The 24,882-nt window shown below is 64.6% G+C and carries 20 protein-coding genes; 5 read left to right on the top strand and 15 right to left on the bottom strand.

Translation table 11 applies throughout. The features are described 5' to 3' along the window. Positions 1-116: 116 nt before the first annotated feature. The 8 genes from ccoP (RRX38_RS07275) to ccoN (RRX38_RS07240) all read right to left on the bottom strand — a co-directional run bounded on the left by ccoP (RRX38_RS07275) (position 117) and on the right by ccoN (RRX38_RS07240) (position 6,866). Entirely contained in the window at positions 117-1,124 is a 1,008-nt protein-coding gene (gene ccoP, locus RRX38_RS07275) for a cytochrome-c oxidase, cbb3-type subunit III (RefSeq protein WP_315962072.1), read from the bottom strand. After that, entirely contained in the window at positions 1,121-1,297 is a 177-nt protein-coding gene (locus RRX38_RS07270) for a cbb3-type cytochrome c oxidase subunit 3 (RefSeq protein ID WP_315962071.1), read from the bottom strand. Before RRX38_RS07270 ends, ccoP (RRX38_RS07275) begins: the two co-directional genes overlap by 4 nt. A 5-nt stretch (positions 1,298-1,302) precedes the next feature. Next, on the bottom strand, positions 1,303-1,911 hold the full coding sequence (ccoO, locus tag RRX38_RS07265) for a cytochrome-c oxidase, cbb3-type subunit II (protein ID WP_315962070.1): 609 nt from the start codon (positions 1,909-1,911) through the stop codon (positions 1,303-1,305). Continuing rightward, the gene (gene ccoN / locus RRX38_RS07260; protein ID WP_315962069.1) at positions 1,908-3,353 is read right to left on the bottom strand and encodes a cytochrome-c oxidase, cbb3-type subunit I; all 1,446 of its coding nucleotides are present in this window, start codon (positions 3,351-3,353) and stop codon (positions 1,908-1,910) included. The genes ccoO (RRX38_RS07265) and ccoN (RRX38_RS07260) overlap by 4 nt, the downstream gene beginning before the upstream one ends. Positions 3,354-3,674: 321 nt before the next feature. Beyond that, the gene (gene ccoP / locus RRX38_RS07255; RefSeq protein WP_295478405.1) at positions 3,675-4,634 is read right to left on the bottom strand and encodes a cytochrome-c oxidase, cbb3-type subunit III; all 960 of its coding nucleotides are present in this window, start codon (positions 4,632-4,634) and stop codon (positions 3,675-3,677) included. Then, the gene (locus tag RRX38_RS07250; RefSeq protein ID WP_295478408.1) at positions 4,631-4,819 is read right to left on the bottom strand and encodes a cbb3-type cytochrome oxidase subunit 3; all 189 of its coding nucleotides are present in this window, start codon (positions 4,817-4,819) and stop codon (positions 4,631-4,633) included. Before RRX38_RS07250 ends, ccoP (RRX38_RS07255) begins: the two co-directional genes overlap by 4 nt. 3 nt (positions 4,820-4,822) lie before the next feature. Next, on the bottom strand, positions 4,823-5,431 hold the full coding sequence (ccoO, locus tag RRX38_RS07245) for a cytochrome-c oxidase, cbb3-type subunit II (protein WP_295478411.1): 609 nt from the start codon (positions 5,429-5,431) through the stop codon (positions 4,823-4,825). Between the two features lie 10 nt (positions 5,432-5,441). Further along, a complete protein-coding gene (gene ccoN, locus RRX38_RS07240; protein WP_315962068.1) occupies positions 5,442-6,866 on the bottom strand; it encodes a cytochrome-c oxidase, cbb3-type subunit I in 1,425 nt (474 codons plus the stop codon). An 87-nt stretch (positions 6,867-6,953) separates the two neighbouring features. Between ccoN (RRX38_RS07240) and RRX38_RS07235 the strand changes: the two genes are divergently transcribed. Next, positions 6,954-7,643: an alpha/beta family hydrolase gene (locus tag RRX38_RS07235; protein ID WP_315962067.1), complete on the top strand. Its 690-nt coding sequence runs from the start codon at positions 6,954-6,956 to the stop codon at positions 7,641-7,643. 1 nt (position 7,644) lies between these two features. Here the strand turns inward: RRX38_RS07235 and RRX38_RS07230 are convergent, their stop codons facing one another. The 3 genes from RRX38_RS07230 to RRX38_RS07220 are packed head-to-tail and all read right to left on the bottom strand — an operon-like array spanning position 7,645 to position 12,972. Next, positions 7,645-8,073, bottom strand: a complete 429-nt coding sequence (locus RRX38_RS07230) for a hypothetical protein (protein WP_315962066.1) — start codon at positions 8,071-8,073, stop codon at positions 7,645-7,647. Between the two features lie 57 nt (positions 8,074-8,130). Further along, positions 8,131-11,073: an Ig-like domain-containing protein gene (locus RRX38_RS07225; protein WP_315962065.1), complete on the bottom strand. Its 2,943-nt coding sequence runs from the start codon at positions 11,071-11,073 to the stop codon at positions 8,131-8,133. Between the two features lie 60 nt (positions 11,074-11,133). Beyond that, a complete protein-coding gene (locus tag RRX38_RS07220; RefSeq protein ID WP_315962064.1) occupies positions 11,134-12,972 on the bottom strand; it encodes a hypothetical protein in 1,839 nt (612 codons plus the stop codon). A gap of 975 nt (positions 12,973-13,947) precedes the next feature. On the opposite strand from RRX38_RS07220, the gene RRX38_RS07215 reads away from it, so the two are divergent. Continuing rightward, positions 13,948-15,492: an autotransporter outer membrane beta-barrel domain-containing protein gene (locus RRX38_RS07215; RefSeq protein ID WP_315962063.1), complete on the top strand. Its 1,545-nt coding sequence runs from the start codon at positions 13,948-13,950 to the stop codon at positions 15,490-15,492. 54 nt (positions 15,493-15,546) lie between these two features. On the opposite strand, the gene RRX38_RS07210 is transcribed toward RRX38_RS07215, so the two are convergent. The 4 genes from RRX38_RS07210 to acnA form a co-directional block, all read right to left on the bottom strand. Continuing rightward, entirely contained in the window at positions 15,547-16,002 is a 456-nt protein-coding gene (locus RRX38_RS07210; protein WP_295478431.1) for a hypothetical protein, read from the bottom strand. 463 nt (positions 16,003-16,465) lie between these two features. Further along, entirely contained in the window at positions 16,466-18,031 is a 1,566-nt protein-coding gene (locus tag RRX38_RS07205; RefSeq protein ID WP_315962062.1) for a methyl-accepting chemotaxis protein, read from the bottom strand. 112 nt (positions 18,032-18,143) lie between these two features. After that, positions 18,144-18,893, bottom strand: a complete 750-nt coding sequence (locus RRX38_RS07200) for a CPBP family intramembrane glutamic endopeptidase (protein ID WP_315962640.1) — start codon at positions 18,891-18,893, stop codon at positions 18,144-18,146. 367 nt (positions 18,894-19,260) lie between these two features. Beyond that, positions 19,261-22,005, bottom strand: coding sequence for an aconitate hydratase AcnA (acnA, locus tag RRX38_RS07195; RefSeq protein WP_315962061.1), 2,745 nt, complete (start codon positions 22,003-22,005; stop codon positions 19,261-19,263). Positions 22,006-22,207: 202 nt separating this feature from the next. Here acnA and rlmM point away from each other — a divergent pair, with 202 nt between their 5' ends. From rlmM to pdxB, 3 genes are read left to right on the top strand one after another with little or no spacing between them, the layout of a single operon-like run. Then, the gene (rlmM, locus tag RRX38_RS07190; RefSeq protein WP_315962060.1) at positions 22,208-23,272 is read left to right on the top strand and encodes a 23S rRNA (cytidine(2498)-2'-O)-methyltransferase RlmM; all 1,065 of its coding nucleotides are present in this window, start codon (positions 22,208-22,210) and stop codon (positions 23,270-23,272) included. 54 nt (positions 23,273-23,326) lie between these two features. Continuing rightward, positions 23,327-23,581: a sulfurtransferase TusA gene (tusA, locus tag RRX38_RS07185; RefSeq protein ID WP_410524873.1), complete on the top strand. Its 255-nt coding sequence runs from the start codon at positions 23,327-23,329 to the stop codon at positions 23,579-23,581. A gap of 42 nt (positions 23,582-23,623) precedes the next feature. Beyond that, complete coding sequence (pdxB, locus tag RRX38_RS07180) at positions 23,624-24,775, top strand: 4-phosphoerythronate dehydrogenase PdxB (RefSeq protein ID WP_315962059.1); 1,152 nt, start codon at positions 23,624-23,626, stop codon at positions 24,773-24,775. The last annotated feature ends 107 nt before the right edge of the window (positions 24,776-24,882 follow it).

Here is a 24,882-nt window from a genome sequence, read left to right as displayed (position 1 = left end):
TGATACCCCCGCACCTTTCTGTCACCCTGCGACACTTGGTCGCCTTTGCGGGCCGGGAGGGCCTGTGCGACTGATCTGGATCAACGGACGGCTCGATAGCCCGGCGGCTCCCAGGGTCATGGCGGCGTGGGGCTGCTGACTGCTTGCGCAGGGGGTGCCGGCGTCGGGGCGGGCGGCTGCGACAGGCTGTAGATGTAGGCTGCCAGAATGTGCACGCGGTCGTCACCCTGGCTGGCCTGCTGGGCCGGCATCTGCCCCTGGCGTCCCTGGTGGATACTCTGCTGCACCTGGTCGAAGCGCGTGCCGTAGATGTATGCGCCCGGCTGGCTCAGGTCGGGCGCGCCGAGCAGCGGGTTGCCCTGGCGCTGCGGGCCGTGGCAGGCGATGCAGGTGGTGGCGTAGAGTTTCTCCCCGGCCTGCGGGTCGGCCTGGGCGTCGGCGGGCAGCTCACGGCCCATGCCGGCCAGTACATAGGCGGCCACGTCCCTGACGCCCTGTTCGCCGAGTACGGCGCCCCAGGCGGGCATCACCGCCTGACGGCCGTTGAGGATGCTGGTCTTGATCGACTGCGGGTCGCCGCCCCAACGCCAGTACGCGTCGGTGAGGTTTGGGAAGCCATAGGCGCCCTTGGCGTCCGAGCCGTGGCACACCGCACAGTTGGCGGCGAACAGCCGGGCGCCGATCTGCAAGGCTTGCGGCTCTTTGGCCACCTGTTCCAGCGGCATGCTGGCGAAGCGTGCAAAGATCGGCCCGTAGCGTGCTTCGGCCTGGGCCATTTCCTTTTCCCACTCGTGCACGCCACTCCAGCCGCGCTGGCCGTCGGCGAAACGCACCTGGCGCTCGCTGTCCAACCAATCATAGCCGGGCAGCAGACCGCGCCAGTTGCCCAGCCCCGGATAGAGCAGCAGGTACAGCACGGCGAACACCAGGGTGGCGATGAACAGCCAGAACCACCAGCGCGGCAGCGGATTGTCGTATTCCTCGATGCCGTCGAAGCTGTGCTTGAGGGTTTCCTCGCCTGGCTTCTGGCGCTCGCCCTTGCGGGTGGCCAGCAGCAGCCAGAGCAGCCCGGCCAGGGTGCCGAGGGTCAGCAGGCTGACGAACAGGCTCCAGGCGCTGCTCATGCGTCGGGCTTCCGGCGCTGTACATCCAGGCTTTCTGGCTCGTCGGCGAACGGCAGGCGGCTGGCTTCATCGAAGTCTTTCTGGCGCCTGGGGCTGAACACCCACAGGGCCAGGCCGACGAAGGCCAGCAACACCAGCAGGGTGCCCAGGCCACGCAGGGTTCCGATGTCCATCGGCTTCACCTCTTGCTCTTGATCTGCACGCCCAGCCCCTGCAGGTAGGCGACCAGCGCGTCCAGTTCGGTCTTGCCCTGTACCGCCTCGCTGGCGCCGGCGATGTCTGCATCGCTGTAGGGCACGCCGAGGCTGCGCAGGGCCTGCATCTTCTTCGGCGTCTGGCTGGCGTCGACGGTCTTGTGGGCGAGGAAGGGGTAGGCGGGCATCTTCGATTCCGGCACTACGTCACGCGGGTTGATCAGGTGGATGCGATGCCAGGCGTCCGAGTAGCGCCCGCCGATGCGCGCCAGGTCCGGGCCGGTGCGCTTGGAACCCCACAGGAAGGGGTGGTCCCAGACGCTTTCGCCGGCCACCGAATAGTGGCCGTAGCGCTCGGTCTCGGCGCGGAACGGGCGGATCATCTGCGAGTGGCAGCCCACGCAGCCGTTGGCGATGTATACGTCGCGGCCTTCGAGCTGCAGGGCAGTGTAGGGCTGCATGCCTTCGACCGGGGTGTTCACCGTGTCCTGGAAGAACAGCGGCACGATCTGCGTCAGGCCACCGATACTCACGGCCAGGACCATCAGCAACGCCAGCAGGCCAACGTGCTTCTCGACCTTTTCGTGCTTCATGGGCGGGCTCCCGCCAGCGGAATGCGCGCCGCGTCATCCGCGGCTTGCGGGTCGCCGCCACGGATGGTCTGCCAGGTGTTCCAGGCCATCAGCAGCATGCCGCTGGCGAACAGCGCGCCGCCGAGCATGCGCACCACGTAGCCGGGGTGGCTGGCCACCACCGATTCGACGAAGGAAAAGGTCAGGGTGCCGTCGGCATTCACCGCCCGCCACATCAGGCCCTGGGTGATGCCGTTGACCCACATGGCGGCGATGTACAGCACGGTGCCGATGGTCGCCAGCCAGAAGTGCGCGTGGATCAGGCCGATACTGTGCATCGCCGGGCGCCCGAACAGCCGCGGAAGCATGTGGTAGGTGGCGCCGATGGTAATCATCGCCACCCAGCCCAAAGCGCCGGCATGCACATGGCCGATGGTCCAGTCGGTGTAGTGCGACAGGGCGTTGACCGTCTTGATCGCCATCATCGGCCCTTCGAAGGTCGACATGCCGTAGAAGGCCAGCGACAGCACCAGAAAGCGCAGGACCGGGTCGCTGCGCAACTTATGCCAGGCGCCGGAGAGGGTCATCATGCCGTTGATCATGCCGCCCCAGCTGGGCACCAGCAGAATGATCGACATCACCATGCCCAGCGACTGCGCCCAGTCGGGCAGGGCGGTGTAGTGCAGGTGGTGGGGGCCTGCCCAGATGTACAGGGTAATCAGCGCCCAGAAGTGCACGATCGACAGCCGGTACGAGTACACCGGGCGTTCGGCCTGCTTGGGCACGAAGTAATACATGATGCCGAGAAAGCCGGTGGTGAGGAAAAAGCCCACCGCGTTGTGGCCGTACCACCACTGGATCATCGCGTCGGTAGCCCCGGCGTAGATCGAGTACGACTTGGTCAGGCTCACCGGCACAGCCAGGTGGTTGACCACGTGCAGCATCAGGGTGACGAGGATGAAGGCGCCGTAGAACCAGTTGGCGACATAGATATGCGGCGTGCGCCGCCGCGCCAGGGTGCCAAAGAACACCCAGGCGTAGGCCACCCAGACGATGGCCAGGAGGATCGCGATGGGCCACTCCAGTTCGGCATATTCCTTGGTGGTGGTGTAGCCCAGTGGCAGGCTGACCAGCGCGCCGAGGATCACCGCCTGCCCGCCCCAGAAGGTGAAGGCCGCCAGGCGGTCGCTGAGCAGGCGCACCTGGCAGGTGCGTTGCACCACGTAATAGGAGGTGCCGAACAGCGCGCAGCCACCGAAGGCGAAGATCACCAGGTTAGTGTGCAGTGGTCGCAGGCGCCCGAAGGTGGTCCATTCCAGACCGAAGTTCAGTTCCGGCCAGACCAGCTGCGCGGCGATGAACACGCCGACGAACATGCCCACGATGCCCCAGACCACCGTCATCACGGCGAACTGGCGCACCACTTTGTAGTTGTAGGCAGCCGGAGAGATTGCGGTACTCATTGCCGGGGTCGAGGCTCCTGGGGGCATACGGCGGGGCCTGCAAACGAGGCGGTCGTGTACTGGACGAGTGGAAAGCGCAAAGATTCAACGCCGCGCAGCTTAATGCCTGGCACCGGCAGAGGGAAGCTGCAGGCTAGACGGCGTCTGTTGGCAGCCTGGCGGTTGTTCGTAGGGGAGCGCTTTACTCGCAATGAAGGTCGGTGCAATGACTTGAGCCGCCATACCGTTCGGTTAGGCCGGTAGCCGCGGCCACTCGTTTTGCAGGCAAAAAAAACGCCCCCCAAGCGGGAGGCGTAAATCCATGCGTCGCAGAACTACATGCTACCGGGCGGCGGCCTGTACCGGCGCGGCGACCGCGGGGGAGGCGGTCGGCCGTGACAGGCTGTACACATACGCGGCCAGCAACTGCACCTTGTCATTGCCCAGCAGATTGGCCTGAGCAGGCATATGACCCTGGCGCCCCAGACGAATGGTCTGTTGCAGTTGTGCCAGGCTGGTGCCGTAGATGAAACCACCCGGTTGTGTGAGGTCCGGGGCACCCATCAGAGAAATGCCCTGGCCCGTCGCACCGTGACAGGCTACGCAGGTGCTGCTGAACGCTTGCTGTCCGGCGGCCAGATCCGCCTGGGTGCCTTCCGGCAGTGGCAGGCCGGCCAGCGACTGGCGCACGTAGGCGGCGACATTCTTCACGCCTTCCTCACCCAGTACCGGGCCCCAGGCTGGCATCGCCGCCACACGTCCGCCCATGATGCTGGCCTTGATGGTCTCCGGGCTGCCGCCCCAGCGCCAGTGGTCGTCGGTGAGGTTGGGAAAGCCGAAGGCGCCCTTGGCATCCGCGCCATGGCACACGGCGCAGTTGGAGGCGAACAGCCGGCCCCCCATGCGCAGCGCCTGCGGGTCCTGCGCCACTGCTTCGATGGGCATGGCTGCGTAGCGGGCGAAGATCGGCCCGAAGCGGGCGTCGGCCTGCTGCATCTCCTTCTGCCACTCGGCGTCGCTGGTCCAGCCGTCCTGGTAGCCGGGCAGCACGCCTTTCCAGTTACCCAGGCCGGGGTAGAGCACCAGGTACACCAGGGAGAACACCAGGGTGGCGACGAACAGCAGGAACCACCAGCGTGGCAGCGGATTGTCGTACTCCTCGATGCCATCGAAACTGTGCCCCAGGGTCTGGTCCTGGCTGCCGCCCGGCTGGCTGCGACGGGTGCCGAACAGCAGCCAGGCCAGCCCGGCCAGGCTGCCCAGGGTCAGCACGCTGATATAGATACTCCAGAAGGTGCTCATGGCTGCTCGCTCCGCTCGGCAGGTTGGTCGGGGTCATTGGCTGGCAGGGGTTCGTCGGCGAACGGCGCCATGCGTGCCTGGGCGAAGTCTTCGTTGCGGCGGCTGCTGGACACCCACAGCGAAAGGCCGATGAAGGCGATGGCGACGATCAGGGTGCCGAGCCCGCGCAGGTCTGCGATGTCCATGCGTTACCTCTTGCTCTTGATGGCGGTGCCCAGCACCTGCAGATAGGCGACCAGCGCGTCCATTTCGGTCTTGCCCTTGAGGCTCGCCACCGCACCGTCGATGTCGGCGTCGCTGTAGGGCACGCCGAGGGTGCGCATGGCCTTGAGCTTGGCGACGGTGTCGCGGCTGTCCAGCGGGGTTTCCACCAGCCAGGGGTAGGCGGGCATCTTCGACTCCGGCACCACGTTGCGCGGGTTGTACAGGTGCGTGCGGTGCCAGTCGTCCGAGTAGCGCCCGCCGACCCGCGCCAGGTCCGGGCCGGTGCGCTTGGAGCCCCACAGGAAGGGGTGGTCCCAGACGCTTTCGCCGGCCACCGAATAGTGGCCGTAGCGCTCGGTCTCGGCGCGGAACGGGCGGATCATCTGCGAGTGACAGCCTACGCAGCCTTCGCGGATATAGATGTCGCGGCCTTCGAGCTGCAGGGCGGTGTAGGGCTTCATGCCTTCGACCGGGGTATTCACCGTGTCCTGGAAGAACAGCGGCACGATCTGCGTCAGGCCGCCGACGCTCACCGCCAGCACCATCAGGAGCATCAGCAGGGTGACATTCTTTTCGATCACTTCATGTCTCATGGCGCTCTCCTCAAGCCATCTGCGCGGCGGACTGGACCTGTGCAGGTTCGGCGGCGCGCACGGTGCGCCAGGTGTTCCAGGCCATCAGCAGCATGCCGGTGAAGAACACTGCACCACCGACCAGGCGCACGATGAAGCCTGGGTGGCTGGCCACCAGGGTCTCGATGAAGGAATAGGTGAGCGTGCCGTCGTCGTTGATCGCTCGCCACATCAGGCCCTGGGCGATGCCGTTGACCCACATCGAGGCGATGTAGAGCACGGTGCCGATGGTCGCCAGCCAGAAGTGCGCATTTATCAGGCCGATGCTGTGCATCGCCGGGCGGCCGAACAGGCGCGGGATCATGTGGTACACCGCGCCGATGGAAATCATCGCCACCCAGCCCAAAGCGCCGGCATGCACATGGCCGATGGTCCAGTCGGTGTAGTGCGACAGGGCGTTGACCGTCTTGATCGCCATCATCGGCCCTTCGAAGGTCGACATGCCGTAGAAGGCCAGCGACAGCACCAGAAAGCGCAGGATCGGGTCGCTGCGCAACTTATGCCAGGCGCCGGAGAGGGTCATCATGCCGTTGATCATGCCGCCCCAGCTCGGCGCCAGCAGCACCAGGGACATGATCATGCCCAGCGACTGCGCCCAGTCGGGCAGGGCGGTGTAGTGCAGGTGGTGGGGGCCGGCCCAGATGTACAGGGTGATCAGCGCCCAGAAGTGCACGATCGACAGCCGGTACGAGTACACCGGGCGTTCGGCCTGCTTGGGCACGAAGTAATACATCATGCCCAGAAAGCCTGCGGTGAGGAAAAAGCCCACCGCGTTATGCCCGTACCACCACTGCACCATGGCGTCGGTGGCACCGGCGTAGATCGAGTACGACTTGGTCAGGCTGACCGGCAGTTCCAGGTTGTTGACCACATGGAGCATGGCCACGGTGAGGATGAAGGCACCGAAGAACCAGTTGCCCACATAGATGTGCTTGGTCTTGCGCGTCGCCAGGGTGCCGAAGAACACCACCGCATAGGCCACCCAGACGATGGTGATAAGGATATCGATGGGCCATTCCAGCTCGGCGTATTCCTTCGATGAGGTGTAGCCCAGCGGTAGGCTGATGGCCGCCAGCACGATCACCAGTTGCCAGCCCCAGAACGTGAAGGCCGCCAGGCGTGGCATGAACAGCGGGGTCTGGCAGGTGCGCTGCACCGAGTAGTAGGAGCTGGCGAACAGCGCGCAGCCGCCGAAGGCGAAGATCACTGCGTTGGTGTGCAGCGGGCGCAGGCGGCCGAAGCTGGTCCAGGGCAGGTCGAAATTGAGTTGTGGCCAGACCAGTTGCGCGGCCAGAAAAACCCCTAGCCCCATCCCGACAATCCCCCAGACCACCGTCATAATGGCGAACTGGCGGACCACCTGATAGTGATAGGCGGTGCTGTGTGTTGTATTCATTTTGGGCTGTATCCCTTTCAGCGTGGTCGGAGCCTGCACCCCCAAGGGTCGAAAGGCGTCGGCGGACTCATCAGAAGCGAGGCAAGCATGGTTAATGGGCTAAATGCCTGTATTGACAGGGATCAATGGGCCGGGCACGCCCGTGAGCAGGGCTGGCTGTGGACGCCGGGCCAGCTCGACGCGCCGGGCGAGGCACCGACCCTGCTCCTTGCGCATGGTGCAGGGGCACCGATGGAGAGCGATTTCATGAACGAAATGGCGGCGTTCCTGGGCCAACAAGGGGTGAACGTGCTGCGATTCGAGTTCCCCTACATGGCTCAGCGGCGCACCGGCGGCGGCAAGCGACCGCCCGATCCGCAAGGGCAGTTGCTCGACCATTGGCGCGACCTGTTCGCCCAGGTGCGACCTCATGTCGCTGGGCGCCTGGCGGTCGGCGGCAAGTCCATGGGCGGGCGTATGGCCAGCCTGCTGGTCGACGAGCTAAAGGCCGATGCCCTGGTGTGCCTGGGCTATCCCTTCTATGCGGCGGGCAAGCCGGACAAGCCACGGGTGGCGCACCTGGCCGACCTGCGCACGCCGACGCTGATCGTCCAGGGCGAGCGCGATGCCCTGGGCAACCGTGAGACGGTGCAAGACTATGCGCTGTCCAGTGCCATCGAGCTGCAATGGCTGGCGGCTGCCGACCACGACCTCAAGCCCCTCAAGGCTTCGGGCCATACCCATGAGGGCCACCTGCGCGCCGCGGCGCAGCGCGTCGCGGCGTTTCTGCACGGCTGAATCAGCCCGGCCAGAGGTCGAAGCGGCCCTCGCTGACCTGAAAGCCCATGGCCGAAATGCCGAACTCGAAGCAACCCTGCAGGCATCGGCGTCGCGCGTCGGCGGCCAGCAGGGTCAGCACACCGCTTTGCAGGTGCTGCGAGTGGTAGAGGGTGCCGCGCCCATGGGGCGTGTCGTAGTAGACCACGCGGATCTGCGGGTGGCCGACCAGTTCGTGGCGCCCCAGCGGCAGGTCAGGGTCGAAGTACAGGCCGATGCCGGCGCGCTTGCGACCGGCCCTGCCGCTGGCGATCACCTTCCATTGCCAGTGACGACTGGGGCCACGCAGTTCCGGGCGCAAGCTCAGGCCACCCAGAACCGAGGCGACCTGCAGCGCACGGCCGTTGACCCTGGCCTGGAAAAGCTGGCACGGCAGGGGTCTGTCGCTCATCCGCGCCGCATCAGCGCGGGGCTGCCTGGCTGGAGTCTGGCCGTGCTGCGCGGATGTTCAGCGCAGTGCCACGCCACGCGCACCGTAGACCTCTTTCAGCTTGTTTTCCGCACCGCTCATCATGTCCTTGACCGAGTACCACGACCAGCCGATGACCAATGCGACGTCCGACGACCAGCAAGGCACATTGCCCATCGGCCAACGGCCCGCGTAGAGGGCGTGAATTTCCCTCAACTCCTGCAGGCGCGGAATGCGCCCCCCCTGGCCGGCGGCGGCAGCCGACATGTCCTTGTAATTGCCACCCCCTACGTTGAGGCAGTGGATGACACCGGTGACGGTCACCTGGTAGTCCATGGTCTGGCCGGCGCTGTCCGTGACCTTGATCTGCGCAGTCCCTCTGCCGCGCACGGTAACCAGGCCATTGGCGTCGACGTGGGCCACGGTCGGTTGGCTACTGGCATAGCGATACGGCGGCAGGCCCCCGCTCGGGTGTCGCTGGACGGAGGTTCCATCGGGGAACGCCGGCAGCAGATCAGGGTAACCGGGTAGCAGGTACACCTTGCCGGCCAGGGTAACCGGCTGGGTGTCCAGTTCCAGAGGCTTGAGCACGGTCAGTCGCAGCGGCAGGGACGCCTCGACATGGCTTGCGCGGGTTACCCGGTAGTCCAGGCTGGCGGTCCCGCCGCCACTTTCGTTGATCAGCGCCTTGGGGATATTGAACACCAGCTCCGGAAGGTTGCCTGCAACCTGCTCAGCCGTGTCATGTTCGGTTGCACCGTGCCAACTGACCTGCACCCGGTCACCGGCCTGCATGCCTGGATAGCGTACGCGTACGGTGGCGCCGGTTTGTGGAATCCGTGAGGGAATCACCAGTCCGGTGGAACCCACGCTGTCCATGCTGGGTGCGGGCAGTGTCTGTAATCCGTGAGTGATCTGCAGGTGCAGGGTTTCGGAAGTCTGCACCTCACCGGTAGCGCGCTCGACGCGGTAGTCAACGGCAACCGTCTCGCCGAGATTGGCGATGACCAGCGCCGCCGCGAAGAGTATCTCCAGCGGCTTGCCGGCATCGCCTGCGGCGATGGTCTTTTCCTTCTGGTCGCTACCCTTGGGGCCTTGCCAACGGAGGGTGACACGGTCTGCAACCTGCAATGCGGCGCTGGCGTCGACCTGCACGGTTGCGCCAAGCCGGGCGTTGGCCGGGTCGAGGCGGTCGCCCTCGGCTTCCTTCACCGTCGGGCGCGGCAGCGGAGTCGTCACGTTCTGACGGACGCTGATGCGGGTGCGCAGCGAAACGAAGGTGCGCCCGTTGCGCAGCACCTCGTACCAGACATCCACACCGGCATCGAGGTTGGCGGTCACGAAGTTCTTCGGCACCCGGAAGATCACCTCCTTGTTCACCGTGCCGCTGTTGAGCACCGTGTAGGTGCTGTAGGTGCCGCCGGGGCGTTCGCCCTGCCACTGCAGCGTGACCCGGTCGCCTATGGCCATGGCCGGATAGGGCTGGATGCGCACTACGGCTTCCAGGACCAGATCGTCGGGGTCCAGTACGCCTTGCGCGTCCACCTGATCCACCTGCGGTGCTGGCAGCGGGCGGCTGGCGTCGACATCGACGGTCAGATGCAGGGTCGGCGACTTGAAGAAGTCACGCTCGAAGGTGGTGATGGTGTAGTACAGCTCCACCGCGCCACCGGCCAGCGGGGCGAGCTTGTCATCGGGAATCAGGAATTCCAGGGCCTGGCCCACATCGTCCTGATTGAGGTTCTTGGTTTCCTGATGCAGCAGGGTCATGCCGTCGCCGGTGCGGCCCATCCATACCAGGGTCACATCCTGGCCGTCAGCCATGAACGAATAGGCCGGCACCTGGGCGATGAGATTGTGCAGGGTCGGGTCGAGCACACCATCCACTGCAGCGGGCACCTGTGGCAAGGCCAGCTCCCGAGCCTGGCCGAGTATGCTCAGCGACAGGCTCTTGGAGCGCAGGCTCTCACCCGAGGCCTTGTTCACCCTGTACCTGAAGCGCGCCCGGCCCTGGGCGATGGGTTGGAACTGCGCGTTGGGAATCAGGAACTCGAAGAAGCTGGCCGGTGCCTGGATGACCTGTTCCAGCACATAGGGTTGCAAGGGCAGCCCATCGGCGTTGTTGCGCTCGACGATGAATTGCAGCGTGTCACCGATGGCGATTTGCGGGTGCGTCAGCACCAGCGCCTGGACGTCGGCACCGGCCAGCTTGTCGAGGTCCAGTTCCATCTGCGGTGCCTGGGGTGCGATGGGCGCGGGCAGGGTGGCGTTGCCGGCCTCCACTTCGACGTAGGTCGGCGGCGAGAAGCGTGACCAGTTGTGTACGACGTCGCGGATGTCGTAGCGCACCACGATCATGTCCGAATCACCGGCCTCGATGACCACCTCGCGGGGTATGGGGACCACCACCGGATGGCCGATCTGGCCGGCCAGCAACGGCTCGCTCCTGATCAGCAGGCCGTGCCAGTAGATGCTCAGCTGGTCGCCGACGCTCATGTTGTCCCAGGGGCGCACGGTGACCGAGACACCGTCGGGGGTGGTAATGACACCGGGTGGGACCACGTCGGGCGCCGTGAGTCGTTCGTTTTCGTAGGGGCTTTCCGGGTCTGGATCGCGGCCGCCGGGAATCGACAGTTTGACGATGACCTCCCGGGTCGGCGAAAGCTCGGGGGTTGCCGACGGGTAGGGGGTGTAGGTGTAGCGCACCGTCGTGACGCCAGGCTCGATCCAGCGCGTGTCGACATACAGCGAAAAGATGCCGTTGGTGTCCGGGGCGTCCGGGGAATGTGTGTAGCTGGCCACCGGTTCCGGTCTGGCGCCCCAGTACAGGTCGATGCGGTCGCGCTGGCTGAGGTCGATGGGGCCGACCAGCACTTCCAGGGGTTTGCTCGGGTCGGCGACATCCACATCGCCGATGCCGTGGGGGTAGTGGCTGAGCACCAGCGGCGCAGTCAGGGGTTGTTTGGCGCGTGAAGCGTTCATTGTCTTGGTCCATCCATGAATCTGAAGAGGAGGGCGAGGCGGCGGCCTCGCCCCGTGGAGTCAGATGCCGCAGCTGCCGGCGACGCGCATGTCCACCAGCACGCTGGCACGACGCGAATTGCCCTGGCCTTGCGCGCTGCGCACGGCGAAGGTCGCCTCGGCATGGCCGTAGCAGTGCTGGTTGAGGATCGTGCGCGGCACCAGGAAGTGGTAACCGCCGTCGACTTCTGCCTGGGTCAGCGCTGCAGAGGTGTGCACCCACTCGAACTTCTTGGTGCCGCCTACCAGGCTGTCGTAGGCCTCGTAGGTGAAGACGATCACCTGGCCTTCGGCGATGTTGATGTAGGGCTCGATGTACACCGGGGCACCGTGGGCGCCGTTGGTCACGTTGATCGCGCCGTTCTCGTTGAGGTCGGTGAACAGCGGCGCGATCGGGCCGTCGGGGCCGCCGGGCAGCTCGTCCTTGGAGCGCACCACGATCGATTGCTCTTCGGAGATAGAGATATTCGGATTACCCGCCATCGATACGCTGTAGTACACGCGGATGTCACTGCCGGTGCCCACCGGTACGAACAGGCTGTTCAGCGCGGTCAGCAGCAGCGGCCGGCCCGCCACCACGTCGGAGTTGGTGATGGTGTAGGGCTGCTGCAGCACCGCCTGGCCGCCCCAGTACACTTCGATGACCTGGGACGCCTTGAAGTTGGGGTTCCAGTCGATGATCACCGTGGCATTGAGCTCGAAGTCGTTCTCATCGATGAAATTGTCTTCGTTGCTCGGCGTGCCGCTGCCGCCGCGTACTGTCGGCTTGGCCGGGGTCTGCGGGACGGGGCGCTCGATCAGCACCTGGGTGGGCAATTCGGTGGATACACCGACCACCTGGCCGCTGCGCAACACCTCGTACTTGAGTACGCGCAGGCCGTCGCCGGCCGCCTCGATCACCGGCAGCGCGACGTCGAAGATCAGCACGAAAGGCATACCCAGGTCATCGGGGTCGATGGCCGCCGGGCCCAGCTTCTGATTGCCCCAGTACAGCTGGATCTGGTCTCCGGCCTCGAGCAGTGTGGAGGTCGGAATCTTTACCTCCACGCCAGCAGCGGCGTCGGCGTAGTCGATCAGGCCGTCGTCGCCCTCGATCACCGGCGCCGGCAGGTCCGGGGTGATTTCGGTGAGAAACAGCGGGATGGTGACCCGGCGCGATTCCACCGAAACGTTGCCGGCGCGGTCGGTCACCGTGTAGTAGGTGGCGCCGGCCGGGTTCGGCAGGCTGGTCAGGAAGTCCTTGGTAAAACCGACTTCCAGCGGCGTGTCTTCATCTTCATCGCCATTCAGGGTGAGTGTCGGGCCAGCCACGCCGCCCCAGTAGGTGTTGATCACGTCGCCACGGTTCAGCCCCGAGTAACCGAAGATCCTGCCCGGCAGTACATCGCCCATGGCGCTGAGTTCTTCCAGGGTCAGGCCGTCCTTGGCTTCGTCGGGGAAGTCCATGTAGCCCAGCTGGTGCGAGCCGGGTGCGGTGCGGTCGACGATGAGGTAGGTGGGCTTGGAAACCGTGTCATTGGAGCCGGGATTCGAGCTGGTCTGATATTGCAGGCTATAAATCCCATCTTCGAGCAGGTGGGTAGCCACCGGAATGGTCAGCTCCATCTGCGTACCGTTGGGCGGGATAGGGTTAAGAACGCTCGGTTCTCCAACCGCTTCACCGTTGAGGATCAGCCAGTATTCATCGTTGAGTTGGGGAAGATTCCAGAGCGGAAAGTTGACGACGATATCGTTCTGCAAGTCCACGGTTCTGATCAGACCGTCTTCGGGATCGGCAATCGGCACCAGCGGCGGATCGTATTCCTCGTTCTGGTCGGCTTGCGGACGATGCGCGTGGTAAAGCTCCGTGGTGTTTTTCATGGTATTCGATTCCTTCGAAAAGTTGTGCGGCAAGTGCAGCGGTTAATGTGCGTTAAGTACGCAGAGCAGAATCAGTAGCGGCAGGAGCATTGTCGAGCCACTGGAAAATCACGTAATCGGAGGTATTGGACGCTGTCAATAGTTAACGTCTTGTTGAAGTGTCGAATCTTTCAGGTTGAAGTTTATTTGTATAAGGCGTTGTAGGAAGTCGCAGGGTGTTCTTTCAGAAGTGCCTGACAGCAAAGATAAATGTAGGGCGCACCTTCATCCTTTTCCGAACGGCACCATGAAGCCTGGAAAAGGGAGGAACTTATGGTGCGTTATAAATTGAATGGAAAGTTCATGGCCTGTTGTGGGCTGGGCGTGATGTCGGGTCTGGGCAGTCTGCCGGGATGGGCTGAAGAGCCAAGCAGGCCGATCGATCTGGTCGGGCAGAGTTTGACCTTGGGACCTGATGCACCGTTCAACAGCTACCGCCTTAAGGATGGTGCCCAGTTGACCGTCCAGGGTGCACGCCTGGGGTCGATCACTAACCGCAATTCCGTGCTGATCGTGAAAGATCATGCGCATATTCAGGGTGAGGTCCGCGGGGCGGGTCTCGGCCAAACCTCAATTTCCAACTCGACGGTCAGCGTGGATCGCAACATCGCCATGATCGTGCAGGACAATCACCGGGCTGAGGTCGTCGATAGCATCTTTACGGGGGTGAGGGCGGGGATCAGTGTCGTTTCCAGTACGTTCTCTGCCCAGGGCACGCGAATGATAGGCACCCAGGCACACGACTCCGGGTTGAGCTGGGGGTTGGGGGTTCTGGGATCTCGGGCCTTCGTCACGTCTGGCAGCGAGGCGATTGGTGCTTCCTATGGCTTGCTCGTTTCATACGCCCGGTCATTGACACCTGGGCCGGTAGATCCGGGCTACAGCCAGGTGGTCATTGACGATTCGACTTTCCAGGGGTTGGCAGGCGCAGCGCTGATGGTCGACAGTTGGGGTGTCCTGCCCACAACGGCCGACATCGAAGTACGCAACGGCTCCCGCCTGCTGTCGAGTATCAATGTGCTGGCCGAAGCGCGCAGGGAGTCCACCCTCAACCTCACCGTCGACGACAGCGTGCTCAGCGGTGACCTGCTCGCCGACGACACCAGCACCATCAACCTGGTATTGCAGAACAACGCCCGGCTGACCGGCGACATCGTCGGCGGTGACCAGGTCGCCGTGGCGTCCGGTGCGCGCTGGACGCTGACCGGCGACAATGAAATCGGCACCCTGACACTCGACGGCGGTGGCGTGGACTTCGGCACCGGGTCGTTCAAGGAACTGGTGATGAGCTCACTCTCTGGCAACGGTCATTTCGCCATGCGCGTCGACCTGGACCAGGGCGACGGCGACCTGCTCTGGGTCGAGGGGCCGGCCACCGGCCAGTTCGGTCTGCACGTGCGCAACACCGGCAGCGAAGCGGTGACCCCGGAGCTGGAACCGCTGCTGCTCGTGCATACCGAAGGCGGTGATGCGCAGTTCAGCCTGACGGGTGAGCGGGTCGACCTGGGCGCTTTCTCCTACCAGTTGCAACAGCAGGGTAACGACTGGTTCATCGTCGGTGATGACCGGCGTATCAGCCCGTCTACGGCCAGCGCCCTGGCGCTGTTCAACGCGGCGCCGAGCATCTGGATGAGCGAGCTGAACAGCTTGCGCAGCCGCATCGGCGAGGTACGTGGCGCTGGCGCGGCGGGCGGCTGGATGCGCAGCTACGGCAGCCGCCTGGAGGCCACCACCGGTGATGGCGTCGACTACCGGCAGAAGCAGCGTGGTTTCAGCCTGGGCGCCGACGCGCCGGTGCCGGTCGCCAACGGGCAACTGTCGCTGGGCGTGCTGGTGGGTCACAGCCGCTCCGACCTGGACCTCAACCACGGCACCACCGGCAGCGTCGACAGCGTGTACCTGGGGGGCTACGGCACCTGGTTGTCCGAGCAGGGCTACTACGTGGATGCCGTGCTCAAGCTCAACCACCTGCGCAACAAGTCCAAAGTGGCAATGAGCGACAGCGGCCGCGCCAAGGGCAGCTACGACACCCTGGCCGCTGGCGCCTCGGTGGAGTTGGGGCGCCATGTGAAGCTGGCCGATGGCTGGTTCGTCGAGCCGTTCACGCAACTGGCGGCGGTCAATGTCAGTGGTGACCGCTACCAGCTGGACAACGGCTTGCGCGCCAGCAACGACCATACCCGTTCGGTACTGGGCAAGGTCGGTGCCTCGCTGGGTCGTGACATTGCCCTCAAGGATGGCGGTGTGCTGCAGCCGTATGTACGCCTGGCCGCTGCGCAGGAGTTTTCGCGGCGCAATCCGGTCGAGGTCAATGGCCACCGCTTCGACAACGACCTGTTTGGCTCGCGGCTGGAAGCCGGTGCCGGGGTCTCGGTGTCGCTGTCCGAACGCCTGCAACTGCAGGCCGACTTCGACTACATGAACGGCAAGCGCATCGAGCAGCCCTGGGGCGCCAACCTGGGCCTGCGCCTGGCGTTCTGAGGCCGTTTACTGCAACGCAGCCCTTGCCGTCCACGCGGCGGGGGCTTTGCTGTTTCAGGCGTCCGGGGGAAGTACGCAGACATTCAGCGTGGGTGAGGTGCCAATCAACTGCCCGGCGCGGTAGATCCGGTAATACAGCTGCAAGGGCCCGTACTCGGGCGTTTCGATCAACGGGTAGGCCAGGCACAGGCGCCGCACCACCGTGTGATCGCCCGTGACATGGTGCAAGGTGCTGGAGCTTTCATGGCCGCCCCAGCAGAACACCAGGACGTCTTCGGGGCGCAGTTGCGGCGAGCCCGGAATCTCGACCGTGACCCCGACGTTGGCCTGTTGTGCAGTGATTGCCTGCGGCGCGACGTGACAGACCTGAGGTGCCTTGAGACTGCCCGAAATGTCCGGCAGGCCCAGCCAGTGCGAGGGGATGCCGGCGAGGCGCTCGGCCGCTTCGTGAGGCGTGGGTTCAGGACGCAATGCCGAGGAGGCATCGCCAGGTTGCGGTTTATCTTCCATATCGACTCTTGTGGTTAAGCAGGGGTACTTTCAGTGCAAGTTTTGGCTGGCACCGGCTGGTTTATTCAAGTTGGTCCTGCGTCGGTTCGGGAGCTTTCAACGCCACTAGGGTGTTTTACTATCGAGGCCGTGTGTTCGGTGAAGGCTGTTCGGCATTTTTCCGAAAATGAGAAAGATCACGCGTCCATTGACATATTGTCTGTCACGCACATGGATGATGGGGGCTGTTCACACTATTCAGTTGAAGGCTTGTTAGTTGCTGTTGGTGAAGGTGCATGGAAGTGCCAGCTCATTTGACGTTCAATGCGCTGCAAGTAATAGGGGGGTGGTGAGGTTGTCAATGATCGTGAAGGAAATTCTTCGGTGAAGGGTGAAAGTAAGGAATGTTCCTACTTGTTGAGTTCGGTATGTCATTCGCCCAATAAAAAACCCCGCCAGGCGGGGTTCTTCATGAGCCAGTCTTTCAGCGGTTGAACCGCTCCACCAGCGAGTATTGCGAATTGGCCGTATGGGTCAGCTCGGCACTGAGCTGAGCCGAGCGCTGGGCGCCGTCGGCGGTCTGGTCCGCGAGCTGGGCGATGTTGGCGATGTTCTGGCTGATTTCATCGGCGACCGAGGTCTGTTGGTCGGTGGCGGCGGCGATCTGCGTGGCCATGTCGGTGATGTTGGCCACCGCCTCGCTGATGCCCACCAACGCCTGGTCCGCTTCCAGCACCCGGGCCACGCCTTCTTCGGCCTGGCGATGGCCGGCATCCATGGTCTGCACGGCGTTGTTGGCGGTCTGCTGCAGCTTGGCGATCAGCCCGTGGATCTGCCCGGTCGATTCGCTGGTGCGTTGTGCCAGCTGGCGTACTTCGTCGGCCACCACGGCAAAACCGCGGCCCATTTCACCGGCGCGGGCGGCTTCGATGGCGGCGTTGAGGGCCAGCAGGTTGGTCTGGTCGGCGATGCCCTTGATCACATCCACCACGCCGCCGATCTCGTCGCTGTCCTTGGCCAGCTGGGTCACGGTCAGGCCGGTTTCACCAACGGCGGTGGACAGCCGCTGGATCGCGTCGCGGGTCTCCCCGGCAATGTCGCGACCCCGACGGGTCAGCTCGTTGGCCTGCTGGGTGGCACTGGCGGCGCTCTGCACGTGGCTGGCCACCTGTTGAGTGGTGGCGGCCATCTGGTTGATCGCGGCGGCCACCTGCTCGGTTTCCACACGCTGACGCTCCAGGCCCGCAGAGCTGGCATTGGCCAGGTCGTTGGACTGGCGAGCTTGGATGTTGAGGTGCTCGGCGGTGTCCTGCAGGCGGGTCAGACAGGTCTTAAGGCGCGCATCCTGGCTGAGGATCGACATCTCCAGGCGCGCCTGGGGGCCGCGGCTGTCGGTGTACATCTGCGCGATCAGCGCGTCGGAGGTGGTCTGCTCGGCCAGGCGCAGCAAGCGCTTGATGCCGCGTTGCTGCCAGCTCAAGCCCAGCAAGCCCAGTGGTACCGAGAGAGCGGCGGCGCAGATGAAGCCCCAATGCGAGTCGAGCCAGGCGCCGATCAGGAAACCGACCTGGCTGACCAGGATGAACGGCAGCCAGTCCTGCAGCACCGGCAGCCATTTGTCGCGCCTTGGCACGGCGGGCTTGCCGGCGTTGATGCGCGCATACAGCGCCTGGGCGCGGCGCACCTGTTCGCTGGTTGGCTTGACCCGCACCGACTCGTAGCCCACCACCTTGCCGCTTTCCAGGATCGGCGTGACGTAGGCGTTGACCCAGTAATGGTCGCCGTTCTTGCAGCGGTTCTTGACGATGCCCATCCACGGCTGACCGGCCTTCAACGTGCTCCACATGTGCTCGAACACCGCGGCCGGTACGTCGGGGTGGCGTACCAGGTTGTGCGGGGACTTGAGCAGTTCCTGCTGGGTGAAGCCGCTGATTTCCTGGAAGGCTTCGTTGCAATAGGTGATCACGCCCTTGGTGTCGGTGGTGGAGATCAGCCGCTGATCGGCGGCGACGGTTCGCTCACGTTGAGTGACGGGCTGGTTGTTGCGCATGGCTTTTCGGTCCTTCGATCCAGATAGGCTTGGCTGCGTTATCGGCATCCTGCCGGAAAAATTGAGCGGTCGATCACGGTCTTGTCACGCAAACGTTGCCGTGGGTCAAGACTTATCGATTCAGCATGGGGTAGGCGAACAGGCTGAAATGCACCAGGTTGAGCAGGAAATGCGCACCGATGGCAGCCCATGGCCCGCCCTGGTTCCAGGCCAATCCGTAGCCCACGCCGGCCAGCCCCGCCAGCATTACCCAGGCCCAGCCCCCTCCGGCATGGGCCAGGCCGAACAGCAGGGCCGTGATGGCGATGGGCAGTATGCGCCCCAGGGCTCGATTGTGACAGCGATGTTGCAGCGCGCTTTGCAAGGCGCCCTGAAGATAGCCGCGAAACAGCAGCTCTTCGGTGATGACCACCAGCAGCAGGTTGTTGGCCAACCACAACCAGGCGTAGTCCGGCCATTTCGGGGCCCAGGCCGTTACGCCCATGACGCAGGCCAGGGTCAGGCACAGCGTGGAGGTGCCCAGAGCGATCGACAGCGAGCGCCGCCAGGACGAGTCGATGGCGCGCTGGAAGAGCCACGGGCAGGCCAGCAGCAGCCACAGACCGATGAGCGGCTTGTCGAGGTTCAGGTGCGTGATGAAAGGCTGCGCGCCGGGGCTGGAAGCGCCCTCGGGCATGATCGACGCGCTGTTGAAGCCCGGCCACAGGTGCAACGCCAGCCCCAGGGCGGTGACCACGAACAGGCCATGGCCCAGCCTGCGAACGAGGCCTGGCCGATGTGCCCGCACGGCCGCACCGGCCACTGCCAGCAATGCCATGGGAAAGAGTGTCGCCAGACTCGGCTGCCCCGCATGCAGGGCCATGGCATAGCCAAGCAGTAGAAGGGCCAGGGCGCTCCAGCGGGGTGAATTCAAGGTGGTCTCCTGGCGACGGCGCGGGCCTGCATCTTACGAGGCAGGCCCGGCGTCGGCACGGAGATTTTCCAGTCCGCTCAGATCACGGACCGCGTTGCACACCCCCATCGGCTTTTGTTGGAGCGAACAGTATTGCGGCTAAAGCCAATACTGGTCAGTTAGGCCGGGTAGGAGCGGCTTCAGCCGCGAAGCGACCGCCTGTTCACAACAGATGCACTGAATTTCCTGGCGCTTTCGCGGCTAAAGCCGCTCCCACCGGCCACATACCGCTTAAGCGAACAGTATTGCGGCTAAAGCCCTGCCAGCCATCGCGCCGTCAGGCGGCGATCAGCTGGCGCAGCACGTAGTGCAGGATGCCACCGGCCTTGAAGTACTCCACTTCATTGAGGGTGTCGATGCGGCACAGCAGTTCGATGTCCTGCTGGCGGCCGTCCTCGAAGCGAATGTTCAGGGTCAGGTCCATACCGGGGCGCAGCTCGGCCTGGGTCAGCCCCTTGATGCTCAGGATTTCGCGCCCGGTCAGCCCCAGGCTCTTGCGGTCATGCGGCGCCTTGAACTGCAACGGCAGCACGCCCATGCCCACCAGATTGGAGCGGTGGATACGCTCGAAGCTCTCGGCGATCACCGCCTTGACCCCCAACAGGTTGGTGCCCTTGGCCGCCCAGTCGCGGCTGGAACCGGTGCCGTACTCCTGCCCGGCGACGATCACCAGGGGCGTGCCTTCCTGCTGGTAGCGCATCGAGGCATCGAAGATCGGCAGTTTTTCGTCGCTGGGCACATGCAGGGTGTAGCCGCCTTCCTCGCCGCCGAGCATTTCGTTGCGAATGCGGATGTTGGCGAAGGTACCGCGCATCATCACCTCGTGGTTGCCGCGTCGCGACCCATAGGAGTTGAAGTCCTTGGGCTCCACACCCTTCTCGCGCAGGTAGCGGCCCGCCGGGCTGTCGGCCTTGATGTTGCCAGCCGGGGAAATGTGGTCGGTGGTCACCGAGTCGCCGAGCAGGGCGAGAATGCGCGCCTCGCGGATGTCCTCGATCACCGGCAGCGGGCCGGCCACGTCTGCGAAGAACGGCGGGTTCTGGATGTAGGTGGAGTCGTCCTGCCAGACATAAGTGGCGGCTTGCGGTACTTCGATGGCCTGCCATTGCTCGTCGCCGGCGAAGACCTCCGCATACTCCTTGCGGAACATCGCGGTGTCGACCTGGCTGACCGCCTCGGCGATCTCCTGTTGGCTCGGCCAGATATCGCGCAGGTACACCGGCTGGCCGTCGCTGCCTTCACCGAGGGGATCGCGGCTCAGGTCGACCCGTACATTGCCGGCCAGGGCGTAGGCGACCACCAGGGGCGGGGAGGCCAGCCAGTTGGTCTTGACCAGCGGATGCACGCGGCCTTCGAAGTTGCGGTTGCCCGACAGCACCGAGGCGACGGTCAGGTCCGAGCGCTGGATGGCCTTCTCGATGGGCTCCAGCAGCGGGCCGGAGTTGCCGATGCAGGTGGTGCAGCCGTAGCCGACCAGGTCGAAGCCGAGCTTGTCGAGGTAAGGGGTCAGCCCGGCGGCGCGGTAGTAGTCGGTGACCACCTTGGAGCCGGGTGCCAGCGAACTCTTCACCCAGGGCTTGCGTTGCAGGCCCTTTTCCACCGCTTTCTTGGCCAGCAGGCCAGCAGCCATCATCACGCTGGGGTTGGAGGTGTTGGTGCAGGAAGTGATGGCCGCGATGACCACCGCACCGTTCTTCAACCGGTAGCTCTGGCCGTTGTATTCATATTCGGCTTCACCCGATACCAGCTCGGCATTACCCACTGCCACACCGCCACCGCCTTCGCTCTCCAGGCGACCTTCTTCGACCTGCGCCGGCTTGACCTGCAGGCCCAGGAAATCTTCGAAGGCCTTGGCGACCTGGGGCAGGGGGACGCGGTCTTGCGGACGCTTGGGGCCGGCCAGGCTGGCCTGTACTTCACCCATGTCCAGTTCCAAGGTGTCGGTGAACACCGGCTCCTGGCCCGGCAGGCGCCACAGGCCCTGGGCCTTGCAGTAGGCCTCGACCAGCTCGACGGTTTCGGCGGGGCGGCCGGACAGGCGCAGGTAGTCCAGGGTCACGTCGTCCACCGGGAAGAAACCGCAGGTGGCGCCATATTCCGGCGCCATGTTGGCGATGGTGGCGCGGTCGGCCAGGGGCAGCTCGGCCAGGCCGTCGCCATAGAATTCGACGAATTTGCCCACCACACCCTTCTTGCGCAACATCTGGGTCACGGTCAGCACCAGGTCGGTGGCGGTGATGCCTTCCTTGAGCTTGCCGGTGAGCTTGAAGCCGATCACTTCGGGAATCAGCATCGACACCGGCTGGCCGAGCATCGCCGCTTCCGCCTCGATGCCGCCGACGCCCCAGCCCAGCACACCCAGGCCGTTGATCATGGTGGTGTGCGAGTCGGTGCCCACCAGGGTGTCCGGGAAGGCGTAGGTGCGGCCGTCTTCCTCTTTGGTCCACACCGTGCGGCCCAGGTATTCCAGGTTCACCTGGTGACAGATGCCGGTGCCCGGCGGCACCACGCTGAAGTTGTCGAAGGCGCTCTGGCCCCAGCGCAGGAAGGCGTAGCGCTCGCCGTTGCGCTGCATTTCAATGGCCACGTTTTCGGCGAAGGCGTCATCGCTGCCATAGGTGTCGACCATCACCGAGTGGTCGATCACCAGGTCCACCGGTGACAGGGGATTGATGCGCTGCGGATCGCCGCCGGCCTTGGCCACCGCGTCGCGCATGGCGGCCAGGTCAACCACCGCCGGCACGCCAGTGAAGTCCTGCATCAGCACCCGCGCCGGGCGGTACTGAATCTCGCGGTCCGAGCGGCGCTCCTTGAGCCAGCCGGCCAGGGCCTTGAGGTCGTCACCGGTGACGGTCTGGCCGTCTTCCCAGCGCAGCAGGTTTTCCAGCAGCACCTTGAGCGACATCGGCAGGCGGTCCAGCTCGCCAAGGCTGCGGGCGGCCTCCGGCAGGCTGAAGTAATGGTAGGTCTTGTCTTGGATGGCCAGTGTCTTCTGGCTTTTCAGGCTATCGAGGGAGGGCATGGAACGGCTCCTTGAACGGTATTCTGACGTCCTGCAAGCCTCAGGGCGGGGCCACGAGACTGCCTGGTTCGGACCTGGTAACGGTCAGCGCGGCACACGCCGCCGGTACCCATACTGTTGGTGTGGACCTTCGGGCCGAGTCAGAGGTTCCGCTTTCGGCTATCATGCGCGGCTTTGATCTTTGCAGGCTGCATTCTCGCCCATGAATACGCTGTTTATGCACTGCCGACCCGGCTTCGAAGGCGAAGTCTGCTCGGAAATCGCCGATATCGCTGCACGTCTTGACGTGGCCGGCTACGCCAAGGCCAAGCCGGACAGCGCCTGTGCGCAGTTCATCTGCCTGGAGCCCGGCGGTGCGCAACGGTTGATGCAGGGCCAGCGTTTCGAGCAGTTGATCTTCCCCCGGCAATGGGCCCGCGGGGCCTTTGTCGAACTGCCGGAAAGCGACCGCATCAGCGTGTTGCTGGCGCAGCTGCAGGACTACCCGGTGTGCGGCAGCCTGTGGTTGGAGGTGCTGGACACCAATGACGGCAAGGAACTCTCGACCTTCTGCCGCAAGTTCGAGGTGCCGCTGCGCAAGGCCCTGACCCAGGCCGGGCGCCTGCGCGACGACCCACGGCTGCCGCGCCTGTTGCTGACCTTCAAGAGTGGTCGCGAGGTGTTCCTCGGTCTCGCCGAGGCCGGTAACCATGCCATGTGGCCGATGGGCATTGCGCGTCTGAAGTTTCCCCGCGAGGCACCCAGCCGTTCGACCCTCAAGCTGGAGGAGGCCTGGCACCATTTCATTCCCCGTGAGCAGTGGGACACGCGGTTGTCCGATGACATGACCGGCGTCGATCTGGGCGCCTCACCCGGCGGCTGGACCTATCAGCTGGTGCGTCGCGGCATGCTGGTGACCGCCATCGACAACGGGCCGATGGCCGAAAGCCTGATGGAAACCGGGCTGGTGCAGCACCTGATGACCGACGGTTTCACCTGGAAGCCACGGCAGACCGTCGACTGGATGGTCTGTGACATTGTCGAGAAGCCCGCGCGCAGCGCCGCACTGCTGGAAACCTGGCTGGGCGAGGGCCTGTGCCGCGAGGCCGTGGTCAACCTCAAGCTGCCGATGAAGCAGCGCTACGCTGAAGTACGGCGCCTGCTCGAGCGTATCGAGGAGGGCTTCAAGACCCGTGGCGTGAAAGTGTCGATCGGCTGCAAGCAGCTGTATCACGACCGCGAGGAAGTGACCTGCCACCTGCGCCGCCTGGACCTGACGCGGGCCTGATTGGTCGCGCAGGTTCTTTTGAGCGACAATGCCCGCCTGTTTCCGGAGTGCCCCATGCCTGAACCCATCGAACACCTCACCGTCGACGCGACCCTGGACGCCACCGGCCTGAATTGCCCGGAGCCGGTGATGATGCTGCACCAGAAAGTCCGCGACCTGCCGGCCAGCGGCCTGCTCAAGGTCATCGCCACCGACCCCTCCACGCAGCGCGACATCCCCAAGTTCTGCGTATTTCTGGGTCATGAGCTGGTCGCGCAACGCGCCGAAGCCGACACCTACCTGTACTGGATCCGCAAGAAAGCCGACTGACCGCGTCGTGCCCTGTACCTGACCTTTTCTGCGGAGCACACCATGCAGATCGTCGCTGATGAAAATATCCCGCTGCTCGACGCGTTCTTCGCCGGCTTCGGTTCCATCCGCCGCTTGCCGGGGCGCGCCATCGACCGTGCGGCGGTGGCCGACGCCGACATCCTGCTGGTGCGTTCGATCACCCCGGTGACCCTTGAGCTGCTCGCTGGCAGCCCGGTGCGTTTCGTTGGCACCTGCACCATCGGCACCGACCACCTCGACCTGGACTATTTCGCCGAAGCCGCTATTGGCTGGTCCAGCGCGCCGGGTTGCAATGCCCGTGGCGTGGTCGATTACGTGCTGGGCAGCCTGTTGACCCTGGCCGAGCTGGAAGGCGTGAAGCTGGACAGCCGCACCTACGGTGTGGTGGGCGCCGGTCAGGTGGGTGGCCGTCTGGTCGAGGTGCTGCGCGGCCTGGGCTGGACGGTGCTGGTCTGCGACCCGCCGCGTCAGCAGACCGAGGGCGGCGACTACGTGAGCCTGGAGCAGATCATCGAGCAATGTGATGTGATCAGCCTGCACACCCCGCTGCAGCGCAGCGGCGAGCACCCCAGCTGGCATTTGCTCGACCGTGAACGCTTGCAGCGCCTGCGCCAAGGGGCCTGGCTGATCAATGCCAGCCGTGGCGCGGTGGTGAACAACCAGGCGCTCTACGAGGTGATGCTGGAGCGTGACGACCTGCAGGCGGTGCTGGATGTCTGGGAGGGCGAGCCACAGGTGCATGTGCCGCTGGCCGAACTCTGCACCCTGGCCACGCCACACATTGCCGGCTACAGCCTGGATGGCCGGCAGCGCGGTACCGAGCAGATCTACCAGGCCCTGTGCCGCTTCCTCGGTGTGGCGCCGAGCATTCGTCTGCACGACCTGCTGCCGCGTCCCTGGCTGGCCCAGGTGACCCTGGACGGCGCCAGCGACCCGGCCTGGGCCCTGGCGATGGTCTGCCGGGGTGTCTATGACCCGCGCCGTGACGATGCCGATTTCCGACGCACGCTGGAAGGCGATGTGCACAGCCAGCGTCAGGCCTTCGACGCGCTGCGCAAGCATTACCCGCCGCGCCGCGAGATCGACGCGTTGCGGGTGCGGCTGGAAGGCGATGGCGAGGCGCTGGCTCAGTTGCGCCAATGGATGACCGCGCTGGGCACTCAGCTCGGTTAGGTCCAATACTGTTCGATCAAGCGCTTTACGGCTTTGTGGGAACGAGCTTGTTCGCGAAAAGCTGGCAAGGTCGCTGAGTTGGCTGTGAACGTGACGCCGCCTTCGCG

This window comes from Pseudomonas sp. DTU_2021_1001937_2_SI_NGA_ILE_001 (assembly GCF_032463525.1).
GTDB lineage: Bacteria > Pseudomonadota > Gammaproteobacteria > Pseudomonadales > Pseudomonadaceae > Aquipseudomonas.
This window is presented reverse-complemented; position numbering and strand designations above follow the sequence as displayed.